Source organism: Pseudoalteromonas piratica (assembly GCF_000788395.1).
GTDB classification, from domain to species: Bacteria; Pseudomonadota; Gammaproteobacteria; order Enterobacterales; family Alteromonadaceae; genus Pseudoalteromonas; species Pseudoalteromonas piratica.
Map to the genome: position 1 here is coordinate 1,583,563 of NZ_CP009888.1, position 11,136 is coordinate 1,594,698.

General features: G+C 39.8%; 13 protein-coding genes. 9 read left to right on the top strand and 4 right to left on the bottom strand.

Features of this window, described 5'->3' with window-relative positions; translation table 11 throughout:
- The first annotated feature begins 61 nt into the window (after positions 1-61).
- The 6 genes from OM33_RS07210 (at position 62) to OM33_RS07235 (ending at position 5,463) form a co-directional block, all read left to right on the top strand.
- Positions 62-847 (top strand): flagellin N-terminal helical domain-containing protein, encoded by a 786-nt coding sequence (locus OM33_RS07210; RefSeq protein ID WP_038640417.1) that lies wholly within the window; start codon positions 62-64, stop codon positions 845-847.
- 134 nt (positions 848-981) lie between these two features.
- The gene (locus tag OM33_RS07215; protein ID WP_038640419.1) at positions 982-2,427 is read left to right on the top strand and encodes a sigma-54 dependent transcriptional regulator; all 1,446 of its coding nucleotides are present in this window, start codon (positions 982-984) and stop codon (positions 2,425-2,427) included.
- Positions 2,428-2,636: 209 nt separating this feature from the next.
- On the top strand, positions 2,637-3,692 hold the full coding sequence (locus tag OM33_RS07220; protein WP_199922523.1) for a hypothetical protein: 1,056 nt from the start codon (positions 2,637-2,639) through the stop codon (positions 3,690-3,692).
- Positions 3,693-3,780: 88 nt separating this feature from the next.
- Positions 3,781-4,689 carry a M14 family metallopeptidase gene (locus OM33_RS07225; RefSeq protein WP_038640422.1) on the top strand — a complete coding sequence of 303 codons (909 nt, stop codon included), beginning with the start codon at positions 3,781-3,783 and terminating at the stop codon, positions 4,687-4,689.
- 12 nt (positions 4,690-4,701) lie between these two features.
- A complete protein-coding gene (locus OM33_RS07230; protein ID WP_038640424.1) occupies positions 4,702-5,166 on the top strand; it encodes a Crp/Fnr family transcriptional regulator in 465 nt (154 codons plus the stop codon).
- Positions 5,167-5,463, top strand: a complete 297-nt coding sequence (locus OM33_RS07235) for a hypothetical protein (RefSeq protein WP_038640425.1) — start codon at positions 5,167-5,169, stop codon at positions 5,461-5,463.
- Here the strand turns inward: OM33_RS07235 and OM33_RS07240 are convergent.
- Entirely contained in the window at positions 5,460-6,209 is a 750-nt protein-coding gene (locus OM33_RS07240; RefSeq protein ID WP_038643136.1) for an MBL fold metallo-hydrolase, read from the bottom strand. The two genes, OM33_RS07235 and OM33_RS07240, sit on opposite strands and share 4 nt — an antisense overlap.
- A gap of 91 nt (positions 6,210-6,300) precedes the next feature.
- Between OM33_RS07240 and OM33_RS07245 the strand changes: the two genes are divergently transcribed.
- Positions 6,301-6,897: a sulfotransferase gene (locus tag OM33_RS07245; protein WP_234402728.1), complete on the top strand. Its 597-nt coding sequence runs from the start codon at positions 6,301-6,303 to the stop codon at positions 6,895-6,897.
- 60 nt (positions 6,898-6,957) lie between these two features.
- Entirely contained in the window at positions 6,958-7,530 is a 573-nt protein-coding gene (gene miaE, locus OM33_RS07250; protein ID WP_038640428.1) for a tRNA-(ms[2]io[6]A)-hydroxylase, read from the top strand.
- A 9-nt stretch (positions 7,531-7,539) separates the two neighbouring features.
- Here miaE and OM33_RS07255 read toward each other — a convergent pair whose 3' ends face one another.
- Complete coding sequence (locus OM33_RS07255; RefSeq protein WP_038640430.1) at positions 7,540-8,073, bottom strand: NUDIX hydrolase; 534 nt, start codon at positions 8,071-8,073, stop codon at positions 7,540-7,542.
- 153 nt (positions 8,074-8,226) lie between these two features.
- On the opposite strand from OM33_RS07255, the gene OM33_RS07260 reads away from it, so the two are divergent.
- Positions 8,227-9,780 (top strand): AbgT family transporter, encoded by a 1,554-nt coding sequence (locus OM33_RS07260; RefSeq protein ID WP_038640432.1) that lies wholly within the window; start codon positions 8,227-8,229, stop codon positions 9,778-9,780.
- A gap of 97 nt (positions 9,781-9,877) precedes the next feature.
- Here OM33_RS07260 and OM33_RS07265 read toward each other — a convergent pair whose 3' ends face one another.
- Positions 9,878-10,585 carry a DUF3379 domain-containing protein gene (locus OM33_RS07265; protein ID WP_038640434.1) on the bottom strand — a complete coding sequence of 236 codons (708 nt, stop codon included), beginning with the start codon at positions 10,583-10,585 and terminating at the stop codon, positions 9,878-9,880.
- A complete protein-coding gene (locus OM33_RS07270; RefSeq protein ID WP_038640436.1) occupies positions 10,578-11,132 on the bottom strand; it encodes a sigma-70 family RNA polymerase sigma factor in 555 nt (184 codons plus the stop codon). Before OM33_RS07270 ends, OM33_RS07265 begins: the two co-directional genes overlap by 8 nt.
- Positions 11,133-11,136: the final 4 nt, after the last annotated feature.

The window sequence follows — 11,136 nt, forward strand, 5'->3', positions numbered from 1 at the left end:
TAATTAAACTAATTAAATCTTGAATTAATCAGGGTAAAATACAGGTAGGAGGCAACCTGGTATGAAGATCCAAAATCAGAACTTTGCTTTTTTCAATCGCACCGAAGAAAAAAGCAAAACATTACTTGAACAATTAGCTAGCGGAAAGCGGGTTAATTCAGCATCTGATGACGCAGCAGCGCTGCAAATAATAGACCGGTTACAAGCGCAACAAAACGGTCAAAACCAGGCAATTCGTAATAGTTATGACGGTATTTCGCTGGCGCAAGTAGCAGAAGGCGCGCTTGGTGGGGTAAATGAGTCGGTTGCACGCATTGAGGAATTATCGCTGCAGGCTGCAAATGGCGCGTTAACTGATGCTGACAGGAGCGCAATTCAAGATGAGATAACGCAATTGCAAGAAGGAATTACAGATACATTTGAAAATACAACTTTCGGTGGTTCGCCTGTGTTCACGGGTGATGATATCAGCTTTCAAACTGGCGCTGACGCAAATCAAACGAAAAACATAAGTGCTGGTGATAGCAGTGTTGTTAATGACGTATTAAATATCGATGTATCAACTCAGGCTGGTGCACAGGCTGCAATTAGTGTAACTCAACAAGCACGTGATGATATTAACTCTAATCGTGCGAGTTTAGGAGCCAGTCAAAACGCGTTTGAACAAAATATACGGGGTTTAACGAATAATGCTGTGAATGTTGCAGCGTCACAAAGCCGGATACAAGATGCTGACTTTGCAAGTATTTTGTCTCAAAAAACGGCTAATGATATTTTGTCTCAGGCTTCAATCGCACTTAGAGGGCAAGCTAATCAATCTGCAGATCAGGTGTTAGGGCTTCTTTAAATCGTTGTGATAAATCAATTTTGGCGTCAATTTTTTGAATTGACGCCAAAATCCCGCCACTTGTACCTTGCAACCTCAAGTTAAGCCGTTACAATAAAACAATAATTAAAATAATATATTGCTGTGCCCTAATTATGAGCCTTACCAATTACACTTGGGTTATTGACGAAAACGAGAATCGTGCAAATAAGTTGGTTGCATCACTGTGTTTCATTGGTGAACATGCCAAACTTGCAACAGTGTCAGAAATTCAAGAATCAGCTCTTCATCATGTGGAAACAGTTTTTTTAGGTGCATTGGTTGGCTCTGATCACGAACAGATTATAAAAAATCAGCCAGAAACACCTTTTATTTTAATCGGCGAAACATTAAGACCATTGCTCGCATTACCTAATGTGATTGGTATTTTAGCTGAACCTTTTTCATACGCACCTACCACAGAACTTTTACGTGACTGCCAAGAATATAAAAGGCACTTACCAAGTGGCGATAATAATACTCAAGAAAAGCGCTTTGATGGCTTAATTGGTGCAACATCAGAGATTGAGCATATTCGCTTCTTGATCAAGCAAGTAGCCACCACAAACGCGAATGTGCTTATTTTGGGTGAGTCAGGTACGGGCAAAGAAGTTGTCGCTCGCAATATTCATCTTTTATCAAACCGTAACGCTGGTCCATTTATCCCTGTAAATTGTGGCGCTATACCAGGGGATTTACTGGAAAGTGAACTATTCGGTCATGAAAAAGGAGCCTTTACTGGCGCTATTTCAACGCGAAAAGGGCGATTTGAAATGGCACAAGGTGGGACCTTATTTCTCGATGAAATTGGTGATATGCCAAGTCAAATGCAAGTTAAGCTACTGCGTGTACTACAAGAACGTGTGTATGAACGCGTTGGTGGTGGCAAGCCAATAAAAGCAGATGTACGCATTATTGCAGCGACACATCGCAACTTAGAAACCATGATTGAGGAAGATTCATTCCGCGAAGATTTATACTATCGCTTAAATGTATTTCCGATTGAAAACCCTTCCTTACGTGAGCGTAAAGAAGATGTACCTTTGTTACTGCAAGAGCTCATAAAGCGCAATGTGGCAGTTGGTGGTGCGCATGTAAAGTTTACAGAGCGTGCCCTTGAGAGTTTAAAAGAGCATAACTGGCCTGGTAATGTCAGGGAGCTATCTAACTTAGTTGAACGCATGCAAATTATGTTTCCTGAGAAGGTTGTTGATGTGTCTGATTTACCAAAAAAATATCAACACATTGATGTGGAAGAATACATTCCAGAGTACCCGGAAGAGATTCTTGAACGTCAGGCATTAAACGACATATTCAGTTCTGGATTTGCTGAGTTTGAAGAAGATGAAGATTCTCATGAGCAAGTATTTGATTCAAGCAAGCCGGCGGTGTTACCAGCTGAAGGCATTGAACTTAAAAGCTACTTGGCTGAACTTGAAATTTGTTTAATTGAGCAAGCACTAGAACGAAGTGACAATGTAGTCGCAAGAGCTGCCGAAGTTTTAGGGGTGAGACGCACAACGCTCGTTGAAAAGATGAAAAAGTATAATTTAAACAATTAAATAGCACATCTTTAAAGGCTTAGCTTATAGTTAATTATATAGCTTAAAGCTAGCCATCATTTCACACTTATTGAAAATGAACCTTGCACAAATATAGAGTGAAAACTCTATATTTTTTGTACCTAAGATAAATTTTATTGAATTCAACTGTAATAATTGTTAATTTTTTGTATCGTAGTCGAGAAAATAATAATGATAAGGTTGGTGGTATGAAACAATTTGCATTGACGGCATTAGTCGGATTGTCTTTGGTTGGTTGCGGTGATCCCGATAGCCTAGACAATATTGAGTTTGTAAAACGCAATCTTGAAAATAAAAATTTGCATGAAAAACTGCTGACTATCGAGCAGAGCAAAGACCTATCAGAAAAACACAAAGCGCTTTACCAGCAAATCAGCTCGAGCTACAACTTGCTTGAACAAAGCAAAAAAGAAAAAGACCGATTTTCTTCTTATCATAATGGATTTTTGGCGCGTAGTGCTTATTACACCGACGAAGCTGATTACCAAGCAGTTGTAAGTGCAAAGAAGCTGGAAGATGTAACAGGCTTATATCGCCGTATTGAACCTTATTTTAAAACTGAGAAAGCAGCGGATTTCATTTACACAACAACAGCTGATACTTGGGACATTTATTCTGTAATACAGCAAGTTAAATATAACGCTCAAGTATTACATGCAGTAAATGAAGGGGAAAATGTTAAGAATAAAAACAATAATCCAGAACTAAGAAAATGGCTCGATAAAACAATCGCCCGCCAATACCAAGAACTACAAGAAATTGTGTATATTCTGGTGCAAGCCAGTGAAACAGAGAAAGAAGTCTTTTACGCTGATAAAAAGCAAATTGAACAAGATGCTGACCGAATACTTGCTGGTGTAAGAGCTGAAAAAGCAAGACAAATGTTAAAACCGGATATGTATGCATGGCAGCAAAAGAACCTGTGGCGTTATGAATTAGTTAACAACACATGTATGGTGCTTGATGAAAAAATTCGTGACTATGGCATAGCCAAAGATTGTCACCGATTACTAAAAGCATATGAAGGTTACACGATTGAACCGGACGAGTTTTCAAACTTTGCTGCTAAATCACGTATCGCACGCAATAAATTAGCTTCAGTGACTGAAGAACTGAAAGAGCGGTATAACTATTCCGAGACAGTCGAAAAAGTAGCACTTAAACCAAATGACCAACTTAATGCGTTGATGATGTCTTTGAAAAAAGATATGTATCGTGCGACTCCCAATATCGGGATACTTTAAAAAAAGCAGCGTTAGCTGCTTTTTTTATGTCATTTATTTAGTCAGTTGCTATCATACGTTTTTTGTTGTTTATTATCGTAGGTGTAGTTTGAGTTCACATTACCCAATTGGTATTCCTGGTCAAAAATGGAATGAAAGCGAAAAATCACAGTGGTTAACTCTTCAGAATAAAAAACGTGATTATCATCAATTAGTTGTTTCTCAGATTAATGCGTTAGAAGCGGATTTTCAGATTGAGCAATATGGTGAGCTACCTTATGGTGAAAACCTTGTGCTATTTGCTATGCGCTCTAAATCTTGGCAGCAAGATAAGCCAGCTATTTTAATTACTGGCGGTGTTCATGGTTATGAAACAAGCGGCGTAATGGGGGCACTGGCATTTGCAAAAGGCAAGGCTAAAGACTATCAAGATGCATTTAATTTCGTGATTCTGCCTTGTATTAGCCCGTGGGGCTTTGAGACGATTAATCGCTGGAATGCGTATGCGATTGATCCAAATCGTTCGTTTTATAATGACTCGCCTGCACCTGAGTCAAAAGCAGTATTAGATTACTTAGCAAAACTTAAATGTGACTTTTTGATGCACATTGATCTTCATGAAACGACCGATACTGATAATTCGGAGTTTCGTCCAGCACTTGCTGCCCGCGATGGGGTAGAGCATACCAATTGGAATATCCCAGATGGTTTTTATTTGGTTGGAGATTCAAAACGTCCTGAAGCAGATTTTCAAAAAGCGATGATTGAATCAGTTGAGAAAGTAACTCATATTGCGCCAGCGGATGAAAATGGTGAATTGATTGGCGTTACTATTGAACAGTTTGGTGTATGTAATTATGACTGCAAAGGGCTTTCACTGTGCGCAGGTATTACAGATGCAACATATGTAACGACTACGGAAGTGTATCCTGATAGCCCAACGGCAAATGAACAAAACTGCATTGATGCACAAGTTGCAGTCATTTGTGGTGGTCTAGATTACCTTACAGTACGTTAGCGGAGCGTATAAGTGGCACTCATAACGCAAATTCCACTCATTAAGAAAATGGAGTTAGTGAATCGCTTACCCTTTTTTAAAACGCTGACATTGGCTGAGCGGCAAATGGTTGTTGAATCATTCTCCGAGCTCCATTTATTTAAACAAGGCAAAATGGTTTTTCGCCAAAACGAGCATGATAACCACCTTTATATCGTACTTTCAGGTGAATTAGTGCTATTTAAACAGCAACATAAGCCATCACTTGTGCATATTGAGCCAGGTGATTTTGTTGGTGAGGGGTCGTTTGTTGAGACCCATACTCGCAGTATTAACGCACAAGCACACTCGGAGACCATTGTGCTTGCTATCTCACATACAGCAATGCAGAAATTACCTTATGCCATTCGTGACAAGATTAAAGATCGAATTATTTTGGGCATGAGTCAACGCATTGAAAAACTTGGAGCAGTGATTGATAACCTGCAGGGACCATAAATGAAAATGATTAAAAATTCGGGCTTATTGTGTATTTTGATAGTGTTAAGCGCATGCAGCACTGCGCCAAGAAGTACGAACCAGATTGAGTGCAATGGCGAGCGGTATCCTGTTACTTACATGAGTGAAATGCAGCAATATGAAGTAGAACGTTTTGCAATGCGCCATGAATTCAGGCCTGGCTGCGTGTCTAGTAAGTTGAAAGAAATTAAAGCCCAGACATGCCAAACGGCATCTTCGCTCAGTTATGAACAATGGATGACACTCTACAGTAGTTGTGCGGTTAACAACCCTTAGCCTTTTTTAAAAATTTGCTTTAATTTACTTTTGACAGAACGCCAATGTGTCATCGGAATACTTGGCGCTTTTTTTAACAAGTAATTAAAGTCGATACTAGAAAACTCGATCTTGCCATCATGAGCCAAAAGTAAAAACTCTGGTTTTAATGTTTTGAGCATTAACAGCGAATTAAGATAGCGTTTAGGGTAGAAGACAGGGAAGGGTGGGATCAGCTTGCCTTTCACTTTTACCATTAAATCAGCCACATAAAGTGTATTGCTTGGTAAATGGTGTAGGCAAATATCTCTGTCAGTATGACCGGGGCTATGGTGTATTTGCCATTCATCGTATCCAGGTATAGTAACGCCATCAGCTAAAAATATATCTGCTCTAAGCTTTCGTGGATACCACATAAACCCCTGTTTCTTTCCCTTTCGGCTGGCTACCCAACGTGCTAATAAGATATCTGTAAGATGCATCATAATACCATCAAACCCCTGATACCAATGGCCGGGCGCGTTTGATGTTGCTATTTTTGCACCTGTGATATCACGAAGTTTATGTGCTCCACCGGCATGGTCAGGGTGCATATGAGTTACCACAATGAGTTTTAAATCAGAAAGTGGGCGATTTAATGTAGTTGTAACAAAATGCGCAACTAAGTCGCAATCAGCTCGGCAGCACCCATCCAATAACATAAGTTTATCGGGGTATTCGACTAAATAAATAGATTGTATGTGTCCATTTAAGGTATGTAGTTGCATAATAAGCTGATAATTTTCATGCGATATATTCAGCTTATCGCAACTCATCTGACCACTCAAGAGGTGTGTTATTAGTAGTCAAAAAATCTTTGTGCTTGGTTTACCGAGAACGGGCACTACAAGTGTGTGCGCAGCAGCATTAGAACTGGGATTTAAAACCGCACATACGGTGTATATTCAAGAGACGTTAGAAGCAGCTGAGTTTATCGCTGATACCCCTGTGTTTCATGACTATGACACGCTGCTTGCAAGGTTTCCTAATGCGAAATTTATATACCTAGAGCGGGATTTAGCTAATTGGTTGCCCTCAATTAAAGTGTTATTAAGTCGGATGGCTGAACGGCTATTAACAGAGCATGGTGGTTTTTTCCCAAGTTTAAAGCGCTGCTATGGCGAGGTTTTTTATCCGTTAACAACAGAAAGCATGTTAGATGATAATCACTTAACAGCGCGCTATTTTGCACACCGTGATGCAGTACTTGCCTTTTTTGAACGCATAGATAACCCTCGCCTCATCATTAATTTATCAGATCCTCAAAGCTATCAGCATTTTTGTCATTTTTTAGAAAAAGCGCCAAAAGGTGGATTCGAGCAGCTGAATGTTAATGGCAAAGTGACTGCGTGGAAGCAAATTAAAAGTCCGCTGAAACTTGATTCAACACGCAATGGTAAAGCGGATTTAAAATAGACATCTTGCATGCTGACCTTTAAACTGCGGCTAATTTAAATTGAAGACAATTAGCTAAGTATGTTTGAACTAAAATACAAAACGCCATTTTCTTGGACAGAAGCGGTAATGGCCGATTTTGATACCTTTTTACAAGACCATGCCGCTGCTGAAAAAAAGGCATCGGGTATGGCGCTATCAATGCTGTCGCATTATCCTGACCGTCGTAAATTAGTCCGTGCAATGACAGACTTAGCATTGGAAGAAATGATCCACTTTAAACAAGTGGTTAAAATCTTGCTTGAACGAAATATTACGCTGGGCAAAGACACCAAAGACACTTATGTGAAAGATTTACGTGCGCTTTTCCGTCAAGGTAAGGATGTATTTTTATTAGACCGTCTAATTGTTGCAGCGGTTATAGAAGCTAGAGGCTATGAGCGTTTTTCGTTAGTTGCTGAAGCCCTTGAAGAAGGTAAAGAGAAAGACTTTTACGTCACCATAGCAAAATCAGAAGAAAAACACGCTTTTTTATTTGTTGAATTAGCATACGAATATTTTGATAAGGCAGTGGTAGATGCGCGATTAGAAGAAATTTTAGAAGCGGAAGCGGAAATTTGTGCCAAGCTGCCGCACACAGCGGCGCTTCACTAGCACTTTTGCTTAGTCTAGCGTTAGATTAAGCAAATTTTTTGCAATATGCTCAAGTAAAAAGGTTTCACGCACAATGCTGATACCTTTTTTTTCTGACTCAGCCATTGTTTGCTTGTTGTAGGCAATGGCTTTTTCAATGTCGACCCAGTGTACCGTCATACCATTGGCAATTTCGTAATCTTCTAAGTTCTGCTGATCAAATTCATTATCGATTTCGCATGTAAAGCAATAAGATAGCATTTCAATTATTTGACCGTCTTGCTTGTAGTTAGCACGAAATTCACGAATGAGCCCGTAGGGGGTAATGTTGTCGATTTCGCGTGCACCGGTTTCTTCTTTTAATTCTCTTATTAGTGCTTGCTGGAGGCTCTCACCGTGGTCTACCCCGCCACCTGGTAATGAGTAATCACGATAACGCTCAGTATGAAGTAGTAAAACTTGCTGTCCTCTAGTGACAATTGCGCGCGTAGCAGGGCGTAAGATATGTTGATGATTATTGAGGGCAAAGTCATCAACAAAATGGAACTCTTTAATTACTTGCATAACACAACCTGCTTTGTCAAAAGATGCGAATAGTAGCCTGCCAAAATGTAAATTAAAAGCAAAATAAAAGGCTGGTTAAAACAAAATAAGTTTCCTTTATCGCGACATCGTTTATGATAAATTAGCAAGAATTATAACTATTAGGGAAATACCATGTCATCGAGTAACACTGATGCACAGACGCAAAAAGTAAAACCCATAGATAAATTTCTAAATGGTATTGAGTACGTTGGAAATAAATTGCCAGATCCGGCAATGATTTTTTTATTCTCAATGTTATTAATTTGGGTACTTTCTGCGATTTTTTCAAATTATACGTTTTCAGCAATTGATCCTCGCACAGGCGAAGCAATAGTTGTTAATAATTTACTGACAGGCGATAGCCTTGCCGCCTTTTTAGCTAATATGGTTAAAACATTCACTGGTTTCGCGCCACTGGGCGTTGTGCTAGTGGCTATGTTGGGTGTAGGTGTAGCAGAGCACTCTGGCTATATTAATACTGGCCTGAAGTTAATGCTAAAACGCACACCAAAAGCACTTTTAACGCCGTGTGTCATCTTAATTGCGATTGTCAGCCACACAGCAACAGATGCGGGCTATGTGCTAGTAATCCCATTAGCAGGTGTAATTTTTTACGCCATGGGTCGTCATCCACTAGTTGGTATTGCAGCCGCATTTGCTGGTGTAAGTGGTGGTTTTAGTGCTAACTTCATTCCTTCGGGTATCGATCCTTTACTGCAAAGTTTCACGCAAAGTGCTGCACAAATTATTGATCCAACGATTGAGGTAAATCCATTAAATAACTGGTATTTCACTTCGGCATCAAGCTTATTTATTGTGTTATTAGGCTGGTACATTACTGACAAGATTATTGAACCTCGTTTAAATAAGGTTGCGCTTGATGGCGATACTGATGACTTACCAAGTTTTGACCAAATCACTGATACTGAGCGAAAGGGCTTCTATATTGCTTCAGCGGTGATGCTTGCTGGTCTTGCACTACTTGCTTATGCTGCTTGGGGAGAAAGTTCACCATTAAGAAGCAAAGAGGGCTCGCTCACCGATTTTAAAGCGCCACTAATGCAATCTATTGTGCCGATTATCTTTTTAGTTTTTTGGATACCTGGTGCCGTTTATGGCTTTGTTGTGGGTACCTTTAAATCAAGTAAAGACATGATTGATGCAATGACCAAAGCAATGCATGGTATGGCATATTATGTGGTTATGGCATTCTTCTGTGCATTGTTTATTGCGGCTTTCTCTCAATCAAACTTGGGAGCGCTATTAGCAATTGAGGGTGCGGAAGTACTTAAAGCAATGCAATTACCAAGCGCTGTTACAGTCGTTGGCATTATTTTCTTAACTGGTTTTGTCAATCTATTTGTTGGTTCAAGTAGTGCAAAATGGGCGTTATTAGGGCCAATTTTTGTACCTATGCTAATGCAGCTAGGGATTTCACCTGACTTAACACAGGCGGCTTATCGTATTGGTGATTCAAGCTCTAATATTATTACGCCGTTAATGCCTTACTTCCCGCTGGTGGTGGTTTACTGTCAAAAGTATGTTAAAAATACCGGTATTGGTACATTAATCGCGCTTATGATCCCGTATTCAATTGCCTTTATGATTGGCTGGACCTTGTTCTTATTGGCTTATTGGGGTTTAGGTATTCAGCTTGGATTACAGGCAAGTTACACCTATGGTTAACTATTAACTCTAGAGGTAGAAATAAAAACAGCAGGTATTATCCTGCTGTTTTTGTTTGAGATGATGGCTCATTGTTACACTATATCTAAAGCATTAATTAAATGCGCCATTGCAACGAATTTTGCAATTTATCATTATATGGCGAAAGTGCTTGGCCTTTCTCACCAAGTAAAATTAAATTAGCTTTATGACCTTGATAAGTCGCACCATCAAAGGATTCATCTGAGAAATACGATTCAGTGCGATATTGGTTGTTACTTGGCACAATGAATAACGTCATTGGGCCTTGTTCAGTTTGAAACACTAAATGAAGACTCTTCTGCCCTTTAAAATCACAAAAAGTAAGGTAGCTTACTTGGTTGGGCAGTTCACTAAAATTACCACCAAAGCTGGCGAGCTTTGCATTCACCTCTTGTAAACTAAAGTCGTGCTTCACATTGGTCAACGAACTTGGCTCATGGTAGATATGTGCAAGTGCATGTTGCTCTAAATTAAGTGGAGCGCCCATATTTAAATAAGTGAAAGACACACCAAATAAAAACGCGACTGATGCAGCTAATGCTAAATGGATACGAGACTTTTTACGCTGTGTTTTAAATGCGTGTAAAGACTGATTTAACACTAATCGCTCAGCAAGGTTTTCTGGCACCGGAACGTTAAGTGCTTGTTCAATGTCGCTGTCGAGAGTTTTTAGTTCTTTACTAAATGCATTCGCATCTGGGTCTGCTTCAAGCGCCTCAAGTATGTCTTTATCGCTGGTATTCGGATCAGCATATAAACGACGACGTAGTTCTAATTCATCCATTGTTGATCCCCCTTTGTAAATTTGGTTGTAAGGTATCTTTTAGCTGGTTGCGAGCCCGAAATAAGCGTGTCATTACCGTGTTTTTATTGAGTGACAAAATGGATGCAATCTCATCACCACTAAAACCCATAACGACTTGTAATAGCAGTGGTTCACGATACTCTTCTTCCAGTTGCATGATGCGTTTTTGCAGTTGTGAACGCTCTGCATTTTGCTCCATATCGAGCGTTTCGGTATCACACAGTGTGTCTTGTTCCACATCACTGTAGTCAAACTGTTTGCGCTCAAAACGGCGGGCATTTTCCCGGCGTAAAATCGTAATTAACCATGCTTTTGCAGCTTGCTGATCCAGCAGAGAATCAAGCGAGCGCCAAGCCCTTAAAAATGTTTCTTGCACTAGGTCTTCTGCCACCGTAGGGTCACCTGCCAACCAGTATGCGAAGCGATATAGTTCTTTGTGATACACATTGACTAACGCTTCATATCGTTTTTGTTTATCAGCCATGTCAATTAAGACCTGACGTTGCTGTTTTTTCTTTCCGAACATTGAA

Bases quoted from the DNA above. Each gene is read 5' to 3' on its own strand.
- OM33_RS07210 (WP_038640417.1), top strand. From the start codon at position 62: ATGAAGATCCAAAATCAGAACTTTGCTTTTTTCAATCGCACCGAAGAA.
- OM33_RS07215 (WP_038640419.1), top strand. From the start codon at position 982: ATGAGCCTTACCAATTACACTTGGGTTATTGACGAAAACGAGAATCGT.
- OM33_RS07220 (WP_199922523.1), top strand. From the start codon at position 2,637: ATGAAACAATTTGCATTGACGGCATTAGTCGGATTGTCTTTGGTTGGT.
- OM33_RS07235 (WP_038640425.1), top strand. From the start codon at position 5,167: ATGAAAATGATTAAAAATTCGGGCTTATTGTGTATTTTGATAGTGTTA.
- OM33_RS07240 (WP_038643136.1), bottom strand. From the start codon at position 6,209: ATGCAACTACATACCTTAAATGGACACATACAATCTATTTATTTAGTC.
- miaE (WP_038640428.1), top strand. From the start codon at position 6,958: ATGTTTGAACTAAAATACAAAACGCCATTTTCTTGGACAGAAGCGGTA.
- OM33_RS07255 (WP_038640430.1), bottom strand. From the start codon at position 8,073: ATGCAAGTAATTAAAGAGTTCCATTTTGTTGATGACTTTGCCCTCAAT.
- OM33_RS07260 (WP_038640432.1), top strand. From the start codon at position 8,227: ATGTCATCGAGTAACACTGATGCACAGACGCAAAAAGTAAAACCCATA.
- OM33_RS07265 (WP_038640434.1), bottom strand. From the start codon at position 10,585: ATGGATGAATTAGAACTACGTCGTCGTTTATATGCTGATCCGAATACC.
- OM33_RS07270 (WP_038640436.1), bottom strand. From the start codon at position 11,132: ATGTTCGGAAAGAAAAAACAGCAACGTCAGGTCTTAATTGACATGGCT.